Genomic DNA, 20226 nt, shown 5'->3' on the forward strand with positions numbered 1-20226 from the left:
ACGCTCAGATGCTGCCCGGACAACTCGCTATTGATTAACAAGTCTTAAATCTTACTCAGCCTAGCATAAAACGGGGTACTCGAAAGTACTCTGTTTAAAGCTGATAAGCAACAATTGGACATTTACTCATAATTCCAAAATTTAGCTGTTAATACTATGTTAGTAAAAGGCTCCGGATCCATTTACATTTGCAAGACTAATATTTCTCCGTGCACTAACATTGCACTGAGTTAAAATATTTCTTTAAATAATGTTAATGATAGATTTCTTTTCTGTTTTGATATAACCATGAAAGAAGGATGCAGTCACCTGCAAGTTTTCTTTATATTGTACTTATTTCCGCTATGACGAAAAAGCTAAAGCCAAAAGCAAATGACGACCATGTCGGCCATCGACGTCCTACACCTCTCCTCGCTTCATGTCCTTCTAAAAGCCTTCGTGCGCATCCAGCACTATGGATTGCTCTATCGATTTTGCATGACAAGTATGCAGATTATAGGGTAAGCGGACAGCCAACGGCTGACCCCTTCCGTTTTTCTACTCTCGGGTTGTCTCGGGTTGAGGGTTGGAACCTTCCTTGTCGGGGTTAATCCTCATAAATAGTATTCCTGCCGTACAACTCGGTCTTCATATTGCTCGTTCCTCGCAATACGAAGACCTCTATATTTGGGTATGAATAACCAATATGATTACTAAATCATGTGTTTGTACAATTTTTCAATCGCTTTTATTATTAATCCCAACACTGATATGTATAGGCCAAAGATTAAGAGGCCACTCCAAAATCCCAAATTAAATTCATCACGAAGGAATTTATTAAGCAAAGAATAAATTAAAACACCATTAAATATTCCAATGTATCTCTTCCATTTAAGTCTTGAGAAGTATAAAGCGCCATATAAAACGCTAAATAAAATAATGCAAATGATAATGATATAGCTATGCATATATATTATATCCTAAAAATAACCTCTCGATAGAACATGCAACGCGCTAGAACTTATAGCCCCTACTACACAATCTTTAGCAAAACCTACAACTATTCCACCAGGTCCAAACATAAGACCTCTATAAGAAGCCTTAAATAATGCTCTCCATCCTAAACCAGCAATAGCTCCGCCTAAATCTGCACGTGCTGTTGACCTCCAAGATGCTCCTCTAGTTAATAGGGGCTTTGAGTTATAGATGTTCGTTGCTCTAGCGATTGAGCTTATTGCAAGCAAGGCACCTTTTAAAGTATCATTTAAATTAACATCATAGTATATTTTACTATCAATATCATTAAAAATCTTGTTAATGTCAATTGTATCCTTCATTTGTTTGTCGCAAATTTGAAACATTTCAGATACGTAAGTTCTTCCTTCTTCAGGAATGCTGCAAATCAAACTATCTGTCAAATTATCTAAAGTAGCTCTCGTGTTAGCCTGCTTCATTTTTAGGCCAATATCATAACCAGCATTAAGTGCATCTGTAGATATTTTTTCGCCTTCAAAGCCTTTAATTTTGTTTAATTTTTTGTTAGTGAAATCTCTATTGAAACTTTTAAGGCTATTAAGGCTTATTCCCTGTGCAAGTACTGAATCCATAGCTTCGTTGTGGATACTTCCGATAAACGCATATGGGTTAGAAAATTTAGAGGTAGTTAGACCTGATAAATAATTAGAAGATTGCTCTGATGAAGAGCAGCTACCAAAAATCACAAAAGCCAATAAAATAGCTAGTAAGCGAACTTCTTTAATCATTAGCTATTTCTAAATTATGCACCACATTAGTTTATCAATGTCTATAAGTTACTGAACAACACCATGTCGCTCGGTTTCTTGCCATGTCAGAAATTTCACTTAACTTAGTGGTGCGCAAATAAAAGTAAAGAAAACACCAACAAGGCATTGCAAAGATAGCAATAAAATATGAAAGACAGAAATTTTTCGATGGATTTTTTCTATCATCGAGAATTTTAACCACAAATAGGCTTATGCTTTTATTTCAAGGCAGACCGTATGTCATGCAACTCATACTGGGCCAACTATTTCCGCCTTTTCCTCTATGCAGCGGCTTTTGTCGTCGCACACACGATGAAGCATGAGCTCTTCAACGGCACTGCCATAGAGAGCTTCACAATGGACAGCTTTATAAAACGCATCATGCTCAGTGCTGTATACATTATGGAAAAGAGGACATTCATACACGTTAGTTTTTCACCGCATCACAGGCACCTCGAAGAGCTGACTGTCGCCTTGGAAAGGCTGGCAGCTTAACGAACCCTGAAAACGATTTCTTAGACATGCCTGAACAAGGCATGAGACTCTGCATGCCCATAAGCCAAATTCGGGAATGATTTAAACCTTGAAAACATCCGTAAGCGGCTATTGGAGACATCTTAATAACGGTATAAGTTCGACAATACGTCAGATCCTATCCGACAGTTTAGCATTCGTAGAAAAGAGAAACAGTCTTAGGACGGTATGAATTATTCAGGCTAAGGAGTATCTTCAAAAAAAGCCACAGCGTACCGGACGCTGTGGCTTGAAAACTTATGCTTGTGAATGATTAGAGGCTAAACTTGTAGCCCAGAGTGATCTGGAAGACAGAGTTGCGTGTATCGTCAGCTCCCTTGATGCTGTGCTTGTTGATCTTGGTTACACCCCAGTTGTAACGGCCGTCGAGCACGAAGTTGTTGTACTCATAGCTCAGACCTACAGGGATAGAGAGATCAAAGGTGTTGACATCTTCAGCATCGTCCTTGTCAATCATGAAGCCGGGCTGTACACCCAATTTCACTGCGAGGCCAGGTACAACGTACACGTTGGCCAATACAGGAACATTCAGATAGCTGGGCGTCCACGAGTCGCCAGAGATGGTGTAGCCTGCTACATTCACGTCCTTTGTCTTGAAGCCCTGACGAGAGTACATCAGACCGGCGCTCAGAGAGAAGATGTCTGTTGCCTGATACTCGCCTTCCAAACCGCCAGCGAAGTCAACGCGTGCCTTGCCATAATCACCGTTGTTAGTGATGTTGGCAATGTTGATACCAACCTTCGGCTGCAGTGTGAAAGAACCAACTGCGTGCTGAGCAAAAGCGCCCACGGAAGACAGCATGACAGCTGCCATGAGAAGTAACTTTTTCATAATACCTAAAATTTAGTTTTGTCTTTTATTTGTTGTTATTATACTTTTTCTATCTTCCTAAATCTAACGACGACGAAGTATTGAAAAAGTAACAGCACTACGGGTGGAATTAATCTATTTTAACATAATTACTTAAAAAGTCTGTAGGAATGTATTCGCTTTTTTCTTTGAAATATTCCATAAGTCGACTAAATAGCGGGGACTGTTGTAGCGTATCGGGATGGCCGGTGAGCAGCAGTTGGCGACGGGCTCGCGTGAGGGCTACGTTGAGTTTTCTGTCCACGATACGGCCGTTTTCGTCGAAACTGTTGGCCGTGAGGAAGTCGAGCTGATAGCGTTGTTGAATCGTGAACGAATAGATGATGACGTCGCGTTGCGAGCCTTGGTAGCGCTCCACGGTATCGATGCTGATGCGCTCCAACAGCGGATCATTGAGTTTCTCAAGCTCTTTGCGGATCATGGCGATCTGGTTGCGGTAGGGCACGATGACGCCGAGCGTGGTGTCGGCATCGAAGTTCTGACCATAGAAACGGCGGATGCGCTGCGACAACAGTGCCACGAGACGCGCCTCATAGCTGTTGACTTTGTCCGAAATCTCGGGTTGCCGGCAGTCGGCCGAGGCAAAGAAGAGACAGCGGTGAGTCTTCAACAGTTCGTCTATGCTGTCGAGAGCGGGCGAGGGATAGTTGAGCGATGTCTCTTGCTGATGCGGCAGCGGCACGGGAGAAATATGTTCCTCGGCATAGAAAGCCTTGCCGGGAAAGTCCGCAATATCGGGATGCATGCGTCCTTGATGGTGGAGCGTGCCGATGAACTCGGTGCGTCCGGCACGCAACTCTTGGCGGATGAGTCGTTCAAAAAGACTGTTCTTGCAACTTGTCAGGCCGATGGCCTGCAGTTCTGGCTCGGTGATGGCAGCACTCCCGTCGTTTTGTTGTACCACGGCAGGCAGTTGCTTATAGTCGCCGATAAGGATAAACTTGTCGATGTCGCAGCCGCTCATGGCGGCTTTATCGCTTGAATGCTGTTTGCCCGCCATACTGTTCTCGCCTTGATGACTGGCGAGGAGTCCGATGAGATTGGGCTCCAGAATCTGAGAGCTCTCGTCGACGATGGCCAGCGTGAAGTGTTTCAGCGCAAAGAGATAGGAGCGTGACTGCATCATCGAGGTGGTGCCGACGACGACGTGCGCCGTGAGCAACTTCTTCTGCATGTCGCTGAGCTTAGGCTTGTCGCCGATTTTGTTTTGCAGCAGCCAAGGCTGATACTGAGGATCGCAGCTCAGCTCACTGCCAATCCTCAAAAACGAGATGCCAGCCTTGACGAGCATGCCGCAGATCTCATCGACGGCGCGATTGGTATAGGCCATCAGCAACAGATCGGCCTGCTGTCCTGGGGGTGAGGGCGTGGCGAGGGCTTCCTCCACCATAAAGCGCAGTGCCATGCTGGTCTTGCCTGTTCCCGGCGGTCCGACGAGGAGAAAGAAGTCGCGCGCCTGCTTGGCTTGCGTCAACATGGCGTCGAGGTCGGGGAGATAAGAGTGGGAAAGCGTCAAGCTCTTGTCGGCCTGAGGCTCACGCTGGCCCAGGAGCAGTGCCTTGCGGTCGGCGGTGGAGGTAATCAGCTCATAGAGCGCACCGATTGCCGCACTGCCTCCGGCGTCGCTGCTGCCGTGCTCGACACACCACACAAAAGGCTTGCCGGCCTTGCTGACGGATTCGCCTTGTCGCAGCGTACGGCGATAGGGCAGATGGTTGAAGATGTCGGCATTCTGCTGTCCGTCGGTCAGCAACACGGTGATGCGGTCGGTATGGATGTCCTCCAAACCGCCCTTGAAGAGTAAGGCCTTGCGCACGTCGGGCTCTTCGTCCTGTGGGTAGGCATAGAGATAGACCATGTCGCCCCGCCGGAAGTTGGGCAGAAAGTCCTCACCCTGGTCGGGTACGGCGAGTGTGATGCGGTCGTAGCCGTTATAGTCGTTGCTTTTCTCCTTGCTGACGATTTTCAGTCCTGTGTAGATATTGCCAGTTTCGCGTTTTTCAGCCAGTGGCATGTTCCATAGCGAAGCCGCGCAGTTGCCCGTGCCCTCGACGACGCCGACCTTCGATAGCAGGTTTTCCTTGATGACAAACTGCATCATTCGACAAAAGTAAGCCTTCTCCAGTGGCGTGAGAAAAGCCAGAGGCTGCAGCTGTGCGTTGAGTTGTGGATAGAGATAATTGTTGTAGAAGAAGTCGCATCTGCCTGCCACGTTGAGGTTGTCGGCCGTCAGCAGCGGCAGGTAAGGGGCGAAGCCGTGCTCCGCGATTTGGAATTCCTGGGCCACAGCCTCATTGCGGAAGCGGATGGCCTCGTAGTGGAGTTTCATCAATCGCGTCACGCTGAGCAGTCCACCGGGTAGCGCGTATTTGGAGTAAAGCAGTCGGATGTCGGTGCGCGTGGCGTGGAAGTTGTAATAGAGTATGCCGTAGTAGAGCAGCAACTGCACGTAGTGTTTCTCCACGGCCTTGATGCCGTTGGTCGTATCTGGCCGTTCGATGAGCATGTTGCGTCCCGACTTCTGTTCGACGAGCAGTTGCAGATCGGTGGTCATCAGGTCCACACGTCCCTGGATGCCGAGTTGCTCACAGACAAAGGAAGGTTCGAGAATCGCGTGATCCATGTTGAAGTGACGGCGCAGCTCCGCGACGGCCTGCTGCAAGTTCCGGATTTGCATGGCGGCATCGTCCTTGAAGCGGCGTGCGTCGAAGTCTGTGCATGTGCTATACTCCAGTGCTTTCTCCCGAAAATTGTCGCGTAGCGTTTGAGAAGCGTTGAAGTTTGGATTGTTGATGATGTCGTCGAGTGCACTGCCGGCAAAGTTTCCGAGCAGGATCGGCTGGGTGTTGGCTTTGGGCCTCATGCGGCTGACGAGGTAGAGAAGTGGCGAGTGACCATACTCCATGAAGCAGGATGCGATCGTGCTGATGTCGAGCAGGAAGTCCGGCTCTACGATGATGATGCGCGGATAGATGTCGTCTCCTTCCACCTGACAGTCCAGCAGATTGAGGTGCATGCCTTCTTTGAGGATAGAAGCCAGGTAGCCCATGTCGGCGTATTGGTTGTCCTCGCAGTAGTGAACCGTCATCGGTGACACGGCTCCATCCTCATCAACGACAACGGAAATGGTGCTGTTGTCCCACGAGCGAACGAGACAACGCTTGTTGGGCGCGTTGACATGGAGGTGCTCCTGCTTGGGTTGCAGGTCGCGGGGCAGTCGGATGGAGAGCGACGGTGGTATGTCGGTATGGAGCACACGGCTGACGAAGACGGCAAGGGCACGTGCGTCGTGGAGCAAGTCTTCGGGCAACAGCGGCAGACTTTGGTTGGAGTGGCGGCGCATCTGCCTGACGGCATTTGCCTCGTCGGTGGGCATGTGGTGCTGTCGCAACAGCGTTTCGACTTGCGCATTGAGGTCACCGAAGCCGTAGCGTGTATCTTTCAACCCTTCGGCACAGACGAGGACGAGTGTCTCGTGCATGAGCTTGTTGGCTGTGGCACTGCCCTGCTGGGCGAGCAACGCCTCGATGCGCTGGAAAAACTCACCGGCAAGCTGTGCGGTGGAAGTGGTGGAGTGGATCGTGTGTTCGGTAGAGAGCATAAGCGGATCGGATGGATGGGGCTGGCGTGGCGTCAAGAGCGTAGCAGTCCCCTTGTGGTTTCTATTTCTGAGCGTTCAAAAGAGAGTCTTTCTCCCAGTCGATCAGTTGCTGCTTGAGTTCCTTTCCCCAGTGATACTCGCCAGTGGTTCCGTCGCTGTGGATGATGCGGTGGCAGGGAATGAGCATGGCGATGGGATTTTGGGCGATGGCTGTTGCAACGGCTCTGACGGCTTTGGGCTCCCCAATACCCTTTGCGATGTCGAGATAAGTAGCGGTGTGACCGAAGGGCACCTTCTGAACCTCATTCCACACGCGCAACTGGAAGTCAGTGCCTTTGATGTCGAGTTTGAGGGGATGGTCATAGCCCTCGAAGATAACGCGCTCTACGGTTTGCGCCATAGTGTCGTTTTGCGTTGTCGGCGTATAGACGCCCCATCGCTTGGCCAGTTGGTGGATGGTCTCGAGCCGGTTGTAATCCAAGAACTGCAAATCGCAGATGCCCTCCCATGTGCGCGCCACGATGATATGGCCGAAAGGAGAGTCACTAAATCCATAAACTATTTGTCTCATAATTTGCAAATCTACATAAAATAATAAGAAAACCAAAAGAAAAGATGTATTATTTTTATTTCTGAAAAAATAATTGTATTTTTGCACTTGTAATAATATAAGACATCTTTACTAATAAATACCTAAGCGTTATGAACAAAACAATCATCCTATCCGCAATGATGCTGATGGCTTTGGGAGCACGCGCCGCGCAGAAGCCCACAACGGCTAAAGGCGTGGTGGAGCCAACGTGGACGGAATGGCACGACCAACAGGTCAACGAGGTCAACCGTTTCCCGATGCACACCAGTTTCTTCGCCTATGAGAATGGGCAGAAAGCGCTTGCGGGCGACATCACCCGCTCTGCCAACTACCTGTCACTTGAGGGACCTTGGAAATTTCTTTGGGTGGCCAATGCCGACCAACGCCCAACGGACTTCTACAAAACCGACTTGAACGACGCCAATTGGAAGACGATGCAGGTGCCGGGAATGTGGGAACTCAACGGCTTCGGCGACCCGGAATATGTCAATATCGGTTTTGCATGGCGCTATCAGTTCGACTGGAAGCATCCGCTCAACGTGCCTACAAAGGACAACCACGTAGGTTCTTATCGTCGTGAAATCGATTTGCCGGCCGACTGGAACGGCAAGCAGGTCATCGCCCATTTCGGTTCTGTGACCTCAAATATCTATCTCTATGTCAACGGACAATATGTGGGATACAGTGAGGACGCAAAGGTTGCCGCTGAGTTCGACATTACGAAATATGTCCATCCCGGAAAGAATCTCATCGCTTTTCAGACGTTTCGCTGGTGCGACGGCTCGCTCGACGAGGATCAGGACTTCTGGCGGCTGAGCGGTGTAGCCCGTCAGTGCTATCTCTTCGCACGCGACAGCAAGGTGCAGGTCAACGACATCAGACTGACACCGGACTTGGAGAATGACTACAACGACGGTGAGTTGCTCATCGATGTCAATGTCAAGGGCAACCCGACGATCGACTTCCAACTGCTCAACGAGAATGATCTCGTCGTAGCCAAGTCTACCGCTAAGTTGGTCGGGCGCAAGGAGGGCACTGCCCGCTTCATGCTTCGCAACGTAAAGAAGTGGACAGCAGAGACACCTTATTTATATACGCTCCTTGCCACCGTCAAAGACAGCCGCGGCAATGTCGTGGAGGTCATCCCGCAAAAAGTCGGTTTCCGCAAGGTGGAAATCAAAAACAGTCAGCTGCTCGTCAATGGACAGCCCGTGCTCATCAAGGGTGCTGACCGCCACGAAATGGATCCCGACGGAGGATATGTCGTCACCCTCGACCGCATGATTCAGGATATTAAGGTCATGAAACGGCTGAACATCAATGCTGTGCGCACCTGTCACTATCCCGACGATCCACGCTGGTATGACCTCTGTGACGAATATGGTCTCTATGTCACCGCTGAGGCCAACCAGGAAAGCCACGGCTTTGGCTACAAGAGCGACTCTGAGGCTAAGAAGGAGAACTTTGGCCTGCAAATCCTGCAGCGCAACCAGCACAACGTGGCAATCAACTTCAACCATCCCAGTGTCATCGTGTGGAGCTTGGGCAACGAAACGGTTGACGGACCTAATTTCACCGCTGCTTACAAATGGGTTAAGAGTCAGGATCAGAGCCGTCCCGTGCAGTATGAGCAAGCTGGAAGAACCGGAGCCAACACAGACATCTTCTGCCCTATGTACTACACGCCGTGGGACTGCGAAGCCTACGCCAAAGATCCGAAATACACACGCCCGCTGATCCAGTGCGAATACAACCACACAATGGGCAACTCGGGTGGTAACCTCAAGGAATATTGGGATCTTATCCGCAAGTATCCTAAGTTCCAAGGTGGCTATGACTGGGATTTCGTGGATCAGGGACTCCACCGTCATCCCGACTTCAAGGCTGGCCGCACGGTAGCCGATTACGACGCTATCGCCGCAAAGTATGAGCCCGGAACTGGAAACATGGCTCCCGAATACACCTATGGCGGGGATTACAACAAGACGGACGCCAGCGACAACAACTTCAACTGCAACGGTATCATCGGCCCCGACCGTCAGCTCAACCCCCACGCTTATGAGTTGGCTTATCAGTATCAGAACATTTGGGCTGAGCCCGTGGATCTGAAAGCCGGAAAGATCTCGGTCTACAACGAGAACTTCTTCCGCGATCTGAGCAACTATAAGCTTGTTTGGACTTTGCTCCAGGACGGTAAGGCCGTACAAAACGGTGAGGTTGCTGACCTGAACGTCGCTCCTCAGCAGCGCGCCACACTGACACTGCCCTATCAGGTACCGGCTACGGGCGAGGTGATGCTCAACGTCGATTTCCAACTGAAGGAAGCTGAGCCGCTGATGACAAAAGGACAAACCGTCGCCTACCGTCAGATGACCGTACGCGAACAGACGGCTCCGGCTGCCTGCTGCGCTATGAAGGAAGAAGGAAAAGCCGACAAGGACGGCAAGATCAAGGTGAAGGACGACAAGAAGACCGCCACTATCACTCTGAGCAACAAGGCCGGTCTCGACATCGTCTTTGACAAACAGACCGGTTGGCTCAAGGAGTACACCGTGGGCGGCAGCAATCTTCTGCCAGACGGTGGCACGCTGAAACCAAACTTCTGGCGCGCCGTGACCGACAACGACATGGGTGCCGGACTGCAAAAACAGTTTGCTGCTTGGAGAAATCCGGCCATGAACCTCAAGACGATCGCCGTTGATAAGGACAACAATGTGGTGACCGCTGTCTATGACATGCCCGACGTGAAGGCTGAGTTGACCATGACTTACCAAGTAGAGCCTTGCGGCAAGATGACCGTGACAGAGGCTATGAAGCTGACGCCGGGCGCAAAGGTCAGCGATTTGTTCCGCTTCGGCTTGAAGATAGACTTGGCTTACGACATGGACCGCAGCACATTCTATGGCCGCGGACCTATCGAGAACTATGTCGACCGCAAGAGCAGTGAGCGGCTCGGTATCTATACGCAGACCGCCGACCAGCAGTTCTATCCCTACATCCGTCCACAGGAGACGGGGACGAAGAGCGACATCCGTTGGTGGAAACAAACCAACGCACAAGGTGTCGGACTGCGCTTCACGGCTGCCAAACCATTCTATGCAAGTGCATTGCATTACAATATTTCTGATCTCGACGAAGGACTGGAGAAGGCCCAGCGCCATCCTTACCAAGTGCCAAAGAGCAAGTATACAGAGCTCTGTCTTGACTTGGCACAATATGGTGTGGGCGGCATCAACAGCTGGGGTGCCCGTCCGTTGAAGGAATACCAACTGCATGCACAGAACATGACCTTCAAGGTCACGATCGCACCAGTGAAGTAATCCGATGTCCGTCGCGTAGACATACGCTCAAGAATTTGTTTTTACGAACATAGCATCTTATATTTAACTTGTCTCTCTTCCTTCTTCCGGCATATCCGGGAGGAGGGAGAAGACACAACAATCATTACTTATGAACCATACTACTAAAATGTTTGTCTCGCTGGCCCTTGGCTTGCTCTCCATCACGGGGGCATCGGCTCAGCGACAGTTGACCATCAACGCCAAGCCGGGTGCGCCCATCCAGCCGACGATGTACGGTATCTTCTTCGAGGATATCAACTTTGGTGCTGACGGCGGACTCTATGCCGAGATGGTCGAAAACCGCAGTTTTGAATTTCCGCAGCGGCTGATGGGCTGGAACACCTTCGGCAATGTCAGCGTCAGCGACGTGAAACCGGCCTTTGACCGCAATCCCCACTACGTGGTATTGGAGAATGCCGGTCACGACCAAAAGTTCACCGGACTGGAGAACCGTGGCTTTTTCGGCATGGGACTGAAGAAAGGTATGAACTATGACTTCTCGGTCTTTGCCCGCCTTCACGACTTGCAGGGCAAGGAGGCTAAGATTCGCGTGGAACTCGTCGACGACCAGGACAACCCTATCGACAAGAAGGAGATCACCATCGCAAACAACCAGTGGGCTAAGAAAACGGTGACGCTCACCTCCAACAAGACTGTTGAGAAAGGCTTGATGCGTGTCTTCCTGGAGAGTGCCGACGGCGTAGACCTTGACCATGTCAGTCTTTTCCCTGAAGACAACTGGCATGGATTGCGGGCTGATCTCGTGAAGGACTTGGAAGATCTTCATCCCGGCATCTTCCGCTTCCCCGGCGGATGTATCGTCGAGGGTACCGATCTGGCCACACGCTATCAGTGGAAGAACAGTGTGGGACCGGCTGAGAACCGCCCGCTCAACGAGAATCGCTGGAACTATACTTTCCCGCATCGTCTCTATCCCAACTATTACCAGACCTATGGTCTCGGCTTCTATGAGTTCTTCCTGCTGTCGGAGAAGATTGGAGCAGAACCGTTGCCGGTGCTGAGCTGCGGCCTTGCCTGCCAGTTCCAAAACAAGGACAATGACAAAAACGCGCATGTAGCTGTCGACGACTTGCAGTCGTATATCGACGATGCCCTCGATTTGATAGAGTTCGCCAATGGTGCTACAACCACCAAATGGGGTAAGTTGCGCGCTGAGATGGGCCATCCACAGCCGTTCAATCTTAAGCAGATCGGTATCGGTAACGAGCAGTGGGGACCGCTTTATCCCGAGCGACTGAAGAAGTTTGTGGAGCAGATACGCGCTAAATATCCCAATATCAAGATCTGTGGAACGTCGGGACCTTCTGCCAGCGGCAAGGACTTTGACTATGGTTGGGAGCAGATGCGCAAGATAGGAGTGGATCTTGTCGATGAGCACTACTATATGTCGCCCGACTGGTTCCTGAAGAACGCAGGCCGATATGACAATTATTCCCGTAAGGGACCGAAGGTCTTTGCCGGAGAATACGCCTCGCACGTCAAGGGCGTGGACGATCAGCCTACTGTGGCAAAGAACAATTTCGAGGCTGCTCTTTCCGAGGCTGCCTTCATGACGGGCTTGGAGCGCAACGCCGACGTGGTGTATCAGGCTACCTATGCACCGCTTTTCGCACATGTCGAAGGCTGGCAGTGGCGTCCCGACCTCATTTGGTTTGACAACCTGCGCTCGGTGCGCTCGGTCAACTGGTACGTGCAGATGCTCTATGGCACCAATAAAGGTACAAATGTAGTCAGCCTTACAGAGAACGGTAAGCCCGTGGAGGGTAAGGACGGCCTCTATGCCAGTGCGGTATGGGATAAGCCGATGAAGAGATATATCGTGAAGATCGCTAACACGGGCGACCAGCCGCAGCAGGTCACCTTCTCCTTCCGTGGTGCCAAGATCTCCGGACAGGCTAAGGTCACTACACTCCACGCCGATGATCCACGTGCGGTGAACACGCTGGATAAACCCAATAATGTGGTGCCGCAGCAAAGCTCTGTGGAGATTAACGGAAACGCTTGCACGGTGACGATCCCTGCCAAGACTTTCGCTGTGTATAGATTCTAAAAGAGATCCCTCTACTAAAAATAAAAAGCATGATGAGCTGTTGGCTCACCATGCTTTTTTTGTGATCGCTGATTTCTTCAACCTTGATGTGTAGTGTAAAGAGCTGATTTGAAGATGGTAAACAGCCGTCTGCCAATTGTCCGACGTTTTTTTTATCATTAGAGATACCTGCTTTGATCAGAAGGGGAGGCTGATGTGAGCCATCGTTTGTTGTCTTTTGAGTCACAGAAACCGAAATTCCTATTTCAGCGCATGTAAGACTTGTGTTGCCGAATTTGTAGCAAACTGAGCGTCATAGCCCGCGTTGAAGTGCAGCGTGCCCAACAGTTTGTCGTTGGTATTGATGAGGATCTGGTATTGTCCGACAGTGTAGGGCGTGGCAGAATTCTTGGCCGAGATGCTTGTAATGCTGTCGAAGGGGATGCGCTTGCCTGCTGCGATGAGAAAACGGCCGGCGGAATAGATGAGTATCACGCCAAACGGCTCGTTGGCTCGGCTGGGGTCGATGACAACTACATCGTCTGGCTGACCGTATTGCGCAATGATGGTATCCAGCGTCTCTTTGTCACTTGGATCGCCATCGATCAGCCATTGTGCCTTTTTGCTGTGCTTATAGAGAAGTATCACAACGCCATAGATAAGCAGCAACAACAAGGCGGCTAACCACCATCCGCACACGATAAGAATCAGAGCGAGGAGCGCGTAACTTAGGAAACCGATGATGAGGTTTGTCCTTTTCATGGTTATTGACCTCCCAACCGCTCGAAATACGTGATGATCTCGTCCCACGTCTTGAACTCATCGCTGCCGAGTTGGATGCCGGTACCCATGAAGTTGTCGTCGGGCAGCATGTCGATGAAGTAATCGCCATAGAGCAATGCTTTTTGGTTGGCATAGACGACGTGGTCGTGGGCAGGCGTGGAGAGATATTGCTCCACCCATGTTGCTGCGTCACTCAAATGCTGATGGTCGTTGGTGGGTGCCGGAGCGACGATGTAGACCTGGTAGTTCTCGATCAGCATCCGGTAGGCCTTGACCAGACTGGCTTTGGGTTTGCCGTAGTCGTCGGCCAGTGCAGAGAAGTCGATGTAGACGATGGGGCGCTCGCGTCCTTCTTGACGGTCGTCGATCCATCGGATGACGGGTACCACGCCATTGAGGAAGCTCTTGTCGTCCATGCGGTGCTCGCCATGGAAGTGGGCAGCCTGGGGATAGTGGCTACGGTAGAGGTCAAAGGTGTGAACCAGCGGATCCTCGTCGCCGAAGAGCCCCCATACGCGGCTCTGCTCCTCTTTCTTTTGCTCCTCGTCCATGGCTTCCAACTGTACAAAGCATTGATCAGTCAACTCTTTATACTCTTTCTCAAGGGCTTTGGTGACCATAAACTCTGTCTCGCCGTCCTGCCGTGGATTCTGCCAAGTCTGCTTTCCGGTCATGCCATGTTCCTTCATGGTCTGTGCCATCTGAAAAGCAGGGTTGACGAGGATGCGGTCGAAGCCATAGAGTAACTCGGTGTACATGCCACCCATCGAAGTGCCGATGATCAGGTCGGGCTTCTCTTCTTCAGCCTTTTGGCGCAAGAAAGCCAGTCCTTCGGCAGGGTGGAGAGGTATGTCGAAGGCGACCACTGTGGCGTTGGGGAAGGTCTGGCGGATCCGCTTCACCGTTCCGGACAAAGCAGAGGAACCGAAGCCGTGGTTGTACATGATCTTCTTTCCCTTCATCAACTCAGGAAACTGCTTTATATATTCGTTTTCCATGTGTGTGCTTTATTTCTTGTCCTGATATTTCTCTTCATCGTTCTCTCGGATCTCCACGCGCCGGATCTTACCGGAAATTGTCTTCGGTAGTTCATCGACAAACTCGATGACGCGAGGATACTTATATGGTGCGGTCTCATGCTTGACGTGGTCCTGCAACTCCTTGACGAGGTCCGGTCCCGCTTTGGCTTTATATTCCTGGCTCAGGACGATGGTTGCTTTCACCACCATGCCACGGATGGCATCGGGGACGCCCGTCACGGCACACTCCACAACAGCAGGGTGGGTCATCAGCGCATTCTCCACTTCGAAGGGGCCGATGCGGTAGCCGCTACTCTTGATTACGTCGTCGGTACGGCCGACAAACCAGTAGTAGCCCTCTTCGTCGCGCCACGCCATGTCGCCGGTGTGGTAGATGCCGTCGTGCCAGGCTTCCTTGGTTTTCTCGGGATCGCGGTAATAGCCTTTGAACAGGCCAATAGGCTTTACGTCGCCGATACGGATACAGATCTCGCCTTTCTCGCCGTCTTCACAGTCGGTGCCGTCGGGACGGAGCAAACAGACATCGTACTGGGGATTGGGTTTGCCCATGCTGCCGGGTTTCGGCTTGATCCATGGGAAGGTGCCAAGCGTCATCGTGGTTTCTGTCTGGCCGAAGCCTTCATAGATATGTATGCCTGTGCGCTGGTAGAAAGTCTCTTCCACGGAGGGATTCATTGCCTCGCCGGCCGTGGTACAGTACTCCAGACTGCTGAGGTCATACTTGGAGAAGTCCTCAAGGATCATGAAACGATAAATTGTTGGAGGCGCGCAGAACGAGGTGATGCGGTATTTCTCGATCTGACGCATGATCTTTTCGGCCGTGAACTTCTCGTGGTCGAAGACGAAGACGGTGGCACCGGCAAACCATTGTCCGTAGAGTTTGCCCCACACGGCCTTGCCCCATCCCGTGTCGGCCACGGTGAGATGGATGCTGTTTTCATTCAGGTTGTGCCAGAAACAGCCTGTCGTGAGGTGCCCCATGGCATAGAGAAAGTCGTGGGCTACCATCTTCGGCTCGCCACTGGTGCCGCTGGTGAAGTACATCAGCATGGTGTCCTCGTTGGTGTTGACAAACTCGGGACGACGGAAATGAGGCGCCTCTGTCCATTCCTTGCGCCAGTCGTGAAAGCCTTCGGGTACGGCTTTGTCCTGCTGGGTAGAGGAGTTCACAGCCACGAGTTGCTTGACGGTGGGACTCTCAGACATGGCTTCACTGACCTGTGTGGTGACATACTCATCGTTGCAGCAAATGATGGCTTTCACGCTGGCCCGGTTGTTGCGGTAGATGATGTCGCCCTTGGTGAGCATGTGGGTGGCAGGGATGGCAATGGCACCAAGCTTGCACAGGGCCATCATGCTCAGCCACCACTGGTAGTGACGCTTGAGGATGAGCATGACCTTATCGCCGTGGACGATGCCCAGTTGCTGGAAATAAGCGGCAGTGCGGTCGGTCTGCTCCTTGAATTGGCGGAAGGTAGTGCGCACTTCCTCGCCACGCTCGCTGGTCCACAGCAGGCAGACCTTATCGGGCTTCAGGCGTGCCCACTCGTCCATGACATCGTAGGCAAAGTTGAAATTCTCGGGAATAATAAAATGAAGGTGATCCTTGAAATCTTGTTCCGACGTGAAATGCGTCTGAGTAAGGAATCTTTCTATCATGATGGTGAATGAATTTTTACCTATAAACGTGGAAGCCTCTCGCAGGAGACTGATTAGATGATGATGCTGATAAACGTGGCGGGCTCTCCTCCGAGGGCACGCATGCAATGAGGATGACGGCTGTCGAAATAGATGCTGTCACCGGCGTTGAGCACGAGAACTTTTGTGTCGATGGTGATCTCAAGCGTTCCGTCAATCATGAAGTCGAACTCTTGTCCGTCGTGTGTGTTCTTGTTGTGGTTGCGTCCGTCGGGCAATGGATCCACAGTGACAACAAATGGATCAATCTTCCGGCCACGAAAGCCTGCGGCAAGTGACTGGTAGCGATAGTCATTGCCGCGGTCGATCTCCTGCCCTTGTCCGGATCTTGTAATGAAATAACTGCTCATACGTGGCTCTTCGCCAAAGAGCAGGACATCGAGGTCGATGCCGTAGCGTTTGGAAATCTTGCTGAGCCGGTAGACAGAAGGGTCGGCCTCGCCAGACTCAATCTTTTGATAGTGCTCCAGCGAAATGCCGCAGAGGTCGGCAACTTCTTGTGCCGGAATATTCAGAACTTCGCGCAAGCCTTTGAGCCGCTCGCCGATTTGCTTGATTGATTCTTCCATGATAACTCTCGTTTTGTTTAGCCAAAAGTACAAAAAACTTAGCAAAACACAGTCGTCTCTTACAGATTTCTTTTTCAGACTGCAAATAAAGCATAAATTGTTGCGCACAAATATATGGGGTGTGCAATGCCGTCTGCACAATGAGAAAACAAGTGTGCAGAAACATTCTGTTTAGGTTGTTTTTTGTAAACTATATATTTCCGATTGGTAAAGCACGGTTACTGTCAATCGTGAAGAACCGCCACAAAAAAAAGCCCGAAGTACTTCACGCACTTCGGACTTCATTAATGATAATGTATGTATAATTAAATTGCTATGGACAATTTATGATGGGCTTAGTCAGCAGAGAGGCTGAAACGCTTGTAGGCAACGACCTTCAGATCCTTGTCCTGCTTAGCGAGCCACTGTGCTACGCTTGCCTTGTCACCGTCGCCGAACTGGAATTCCTGATCGACGAGGCAGTTCTCTTTGAAGAACTTGTTAAGACGGCCCTTTGCGATGTTCTGGATCATCTGCTCCTTAAGGTTACCGGCAGCTTCTGCTGCAACCTTTGTGCGGATGTCCTTAGCCTTGTCTGCATCTTCCTGAGTCAGCCAGCCCTTAGCGACATTGCTCTCGATGTGATCATCAGAGTCAACGAGGTTGGGGTTGATGCCTGCTTTCTTCAGAGCGACGTTGACCTGGCGCTCAATCTGCTCTTCCTTGGTCTTCTCGACAGCCACGCGAAGCTCCTCGTCTACAGTAGCCTGAGGAACTGATGCCTCGTCGAGAGCAACAGGCTTCATAGCAGCCACCTGCATGGCTACTTTGTGACCTGCATCCTCGTTGGCAGCAGAGAGCTGTACCATTGTGCCCAGTGTGTGGCGACCCATGTGGTCGTAGGTGTAGATGTTCTCACCCTCGAGGATGTTGTAGCCGTCGAGTTCCATCTTCTCACCAACAACGCCAGAACGACGTGTCACAGCCTCGGCAATCTTCAGACCATCAGCCAGTGTGAGTTCTTTCACCTCGTCGAGAGTCTTAGCCTTTGCAGCGATGGCAGCGTCGAGGATGTCCTGAGTCAGCTGGACATAGTCTGCACCGTTGGCCACGAAGTCAGTCTCGCACTTCAGTGCGATCATGGCAGCGAAGCCATTGACATTCTTCACCAGCACGCAGCCGTTGGAAGTGGTACGGTCAGAACGCTTGGCAGCGATAGCCAGACCACGCTCGCGAACGAGCTCCACAGCCTTGTTAATATCACCATCAGCCTCGGCCAAAGCCTTCTTGCAGTCTTTCATGCCTGCACCGGTCATAGCGCGGAGCTTCTTGATGTCTTCAATTGTAACAGCCATAATGGATATAAATCTATTGGTTTATGATAATGATTTGCTCAATTACTCAGCAGCAGGAGCCTGCTCTTCAGCAGCAGCCTCGGCAGCGGGAGCCTCTGTTGCAGTCTCTTCGCGGCGTGCAGGGCGACGGCTGTGACGCTTGCCCTCAGCAGCCTCTTCTGCCTGCTCAGCAGAAGCCTTCTCGTCTGCCTTCTCAACTTTGCGCTCCTCAAGACCCTCAGCGATAGCACCGCAGACAGCATCGAGCACGACTTCGATAGAGTCCTTAGCATCGTCGTTGGCTGGGATCACGTAGTCGATGTTGCGAGGATCGGAGTTGGTGTCAACCATTGCGAACACGGGGATGCCCAGACGGTTAGCCTCCTTGACAGCAATGTGCTCTTTCATAACATCGATGACGAAGAGAGCAGACGGCAGACGGGTCAGATCAGCGATAGAACCAAGGTTCTTCTCCAGTTTGGCACGCTGACGGTTGATCTGCAGAATCTCACGCTTGGAGAGGTTAGAGAATGTACCGTCGTTCATCATCTTGTCGATGTTCGTCATTTTCTTCACGGCCTTGCGGATAGTCGGGAAGTTGGTGAGCATACCGCCCGGCCAACGCTCGATGACGTAAGGCATGTTGACAGAGGCAGCCTTTTCGGCTACGATGTCCTTAGCTTGTTTTTTAGTAGCGACGAACAGGATCTTCTTGCCGCTCTTGGCAATAGCCTTGAGTGCCTCAGCAGCCTCGTCGATCTTGGCTACAGTCTTGTTGAGGTCGATGATGTGAATGCCATTGCGCTCCATGAAGATGTAAGGAGCCATAGCTGGATTCCACTTGCGTTTGAGGTGGCCGAAATGGCAGCCAGCCTGAAGTAACTGGTCAAATGATGTTCTTGACATAGTGTCTTTGTCTTTTTTAATTGTTTACTTTCTTTTTAATTCTTGATGTTGTTCAGAATCAACGGTGCAGTAATCCAAGTCCGGAGTCTGCACCGTTTAGATGCTAAACTATGCGCTAACAGCCAGCAGCAGATTAACGCTTGCTGAACTGGAAGTGACGACGAGCCTTTGGCTGACCCGGTTTCTTACGCTCAACGGCACGGCTGTCGCGTGTGAGGAAGCCTGCGTCCTTGAGAGCCTTCTTGTCTTCAGCGTTGATTTTCACCAGTGCGCGAGCGATGGCGAGGCGGAGAGCCTGGCTCTGGCCTGTGAAGCCACCACCGTCGAGGTTGGCTTTGATATCGTATTTCTCAGCGGCTTCGAGAAGCTGCAGCGGCTGCTTAACCACGTACTGCAGGATGGCCGATGGGAAGAAATCCTTGATGTCTTTCTTGTTGATAGTGATCTTGCCGGTACCCTCAGAGAGGTAAACACGAGCTACAGCGCTCTTACGGCGACCGATTGCGTTAATAACTTCCATCTTACTCCTTATTATTTATACTGGTTAATGTCGATAGTCTTAGGCTGCTGAGCCTCTTTGTTGTGCTCTGCGCCATCGAAAACATAGAGGTTGTCCATCAGAGAGCGACCCAGGGGACCCTTGGGCAGCATACCTTTGACAGCGTGGCGGATCATCTTGTCGATGCCGTCCTTGCGCTTGCGCAGCTCTTCGGGTGTGTTGAAGCGCTGACCGCCTGGATAGCCAGTATAGCGTGTGTAGACCTTGTCGGTCTCTTTCTTGCCGGAGAAGACGACTTTGGCAGCGTTGATGATGATGACGTTGTCACCGCAGTCTACGTGCGGAGTGAAGTTGGGTTTGTACTTTCCGCGGAGCAGCTTGGCGACCTTGGAGCACAGACGACCCACAATCTGGTCAGTGGCGTCGACAACGACCCACTCTTTCTTTGCTGTTTCCTTGTTGGCGGAAATAGTCTTGTAACTTAAAGTGTCCATTTTAAAAATTGAATTACTACTAAAAAACTTTTGATTACACTTTGTGATAACAGAGACCTCGCGGCGCCTCCAGTCTAAAAGAGACCATCCACAGCATTATCTCTGATGCCGATGAAGATTCACTAACCGTCGTGTCTCGGCCAAATGAGACAGACTATTAACACCTCACGGC

General features: G+C 51.0%; 14 protein-coding genes and 1 pseudogene. 3 read left to right on the plus strand and 12 right to left on the minus strand.

Translation table 11 applies throughout. The features are described from left to right. Positions 1 to 959 precede the first annotated feature (959 nt). Positions 960 to 1742 carry a hypothetical protein gene (locus FYJ73_RS10620; RefSeq protein ID WP_154534696.1) on the minus strand — a complete coding sequence of 261 codons (783 nt, stop codon included), beginning with the start codon at positions 1740 to 1742 and terminating at the stop codon, positions 960 to 962. A gap of 240 nt (positions 1743 to 1982) precedes the next feature. On the opposite strand from FYJ73_RS10620, the pseudogene FYJ73_RS10625 reads away from it, so the two are divergent. After that, positions 1983 to 2258: pseudogene (locus tag FYJ73_RS10625) on the plus strand (transposase); the annotation flags it as partial. 292 nt (positions 2259 to 2550) lie between these two features. On the opposite strand, the gene FYJ73_RS10630 reads toward FYJ73_RS10625, so the two are convergent. The 3 genes from FYJ73_RS10630 to FYJ73_RS10640 all read right to left on the minus strand — a co-directional run bounded on the left by FYJ73_RS10630 (position 2551) and on the right by FYJ73_RS10640 (position 7343). Beyond that, entirely contained in the window at positions 2551 to 3129 is a 579-nt protein-coding gene (locus tag FYJ73_RS10630; protein ID WP_154534698.1) for a porin family protein, read from the minus strand. 109 nt (positions 3130 to 3238) lie between these two features. Beyond that, positions 3239 to 6769: an AAA domain-containing protein gene (locus tag FYJ73_RS10635; protein ID WP_154534699.1), complete on the minus strand. Its 3531-nt coding sequence runs from the start codon at positions 6767 to 6769 to the stop codon at positions 3239 to 3241. A 61-nt stretch (positions 6770 to 6830) separates the two neighbouring features. After that, entirely contained in the window at positions 6831 to 7343 is a 513-nt protein-coding gene (locus FYJ73_RS10640; RefSeq protein WP_336509600.1) for a methylated-DNA--[protein]-cysteine S-methyltransferase, read from the minus strand. 128 nt (positions 7344 to 7471) lie between these two features. Between FYJ73_RS10640 and FYJ73_RS10645 the strand changes: the two genes are divergently transcribed. Next, on the plus strand, positions 7472 to 10681 hold the full coding sequence (locus tag FYJ73_RS10645; protein ID WP_154534701.1) for a glycoside hydrolase family 2 TIM barrel-domain containing protein: 3210 nt from the start codon (positions 7472 to 7474) through the stop codon (positions 10679 to 10681). A gap of 130 nt (positions 10682 to 10811) precedes the next feature. Then, positions 10812 to 12773, plus strand: a complete 1962-nt coding sequence (locus tag FYJ73_RS10650; protein WP_154534702.1) for an alpha-L-arabinofuranosidase C-terminal domain-containing protein — start codon at positions 10812 to 10814, stop codon at positions 12771 to 12773. Between the two features lie 240 nt (positions 12774 to 13013). On the opposite strand, the gene FYJ73_RS10655 is transcribed toward FYJ73_RS10650, so the two are convergent. The 8 genes from FYJ73_RS10655 to rplM all read right to left on the minus strand — a co-directional run bounded on the left by FYJ73_RS10655 (position 13014) and on the right by rplM (position 20054). Next, positions 13014 to 13514 (minus strand): hypothetical protein, encoded by a 501-nt coding sequence (locus FYJ73_RS10655; RefSeq protein WP_154534703.1) that lies wholly within the window; start codon positions 13512 to 13514, stop codon positions 13014 to 13016. A gap of 2 nt (positions 13515 to 13516) precedes the next feature. Beyond that, on the minus strand, positions 13517 to 14533 hold the full coding sequence (locus tag FYJ73_RS10660) for a YqiA/YcfP family alpha/beta fold hydrolase (RefSeq protein ID WP_154534704.1): 1017 nt from the start codon (positions 14531 to 14533) through the stop codon (positions 13517 to 13519). Positions 14534 to 14542: 9 nt separating this feature from the next. Next, a complete protein-coding gene (locus FYJ73_RS10665) occupies positions 14543 to 16234 on the minus strand; it encodes an AMP-binding protein (protein WP_154534705.1) in 1692 nt (563 codons plus the stop codon). A 53-nt stretch (positions 16235 to 16287) separates the two neighbouring features. Next, complete coding sequence (locus FYJ73_RS10670; RefSeq protein ID WP_154534706.1) at positions 16288 to 16842, minus strand: helix-turn-helix domain-containing protein; 555 nt, start codon at positions 16840 to 16842, stop codon at positions 16288 to 16290. Positions 16843 to 17177: 335 nt separating this feature from the next. Further along, entirely contained in the window at positions 17178 to 18176 is a 999-nt protein-coding gene (gene tsf, locus FYJ73_RS10675; RefSeq protein WP_154534707.1) for a translation elongation factor Ts, read from the minus strand. A 42-nt stretch (positions 18177 to 18218) separates the two neighbouring features. Beyond that, positions 18219 to 19061: a 30S ribosomal protein S2 gene (gene rpsB, locus FYJ73_RS10680; protein WP_154534708.1), complete on the minus strand. Its 843-nt coding sequence runs from the start codon at positions 19059 to 19061 to the stop codon at positions 18219 to 18221. A 133-nt stretch (positions 19062 to 19194) separates the two neighbouring features. Continuing rightward, positions 19195 to 19581 (minus strand): 30S ribosomal protein S9, encoded by a 387-nt coding sequence (gene rpsI, locus FYJ73_RS10685; RefSeq protein WP_154534709.1) that lies wholly within the window; start codon positions 19579 to 19581, stop codon positions 19195 to 19197. 11 nt (positions 19582 to 19592) lie between these two features. Then, a complete protein-coding gene (gene rplM / locus FYJ73_RS10690; protein WP_154534710.1) occupies positions 19593 to 20054 on the minus strand; it encodes a 50S ribosomal protein L13 in 462 nt (153 codons plus the stop codon). Positions 20055 to 20226 lie beyond the last annotated feature (172 nt).

Origin of the sequence: Hallella mizrahii, from assembly GCF_009695775.1 — a bacterium.
Taxonomy (GTDB): Bacteria; Bacteroidota; Bacteroidia; order Bacteroidales; family Bacteroidaceae; genus Prevotella; species Prevotella mizrahii.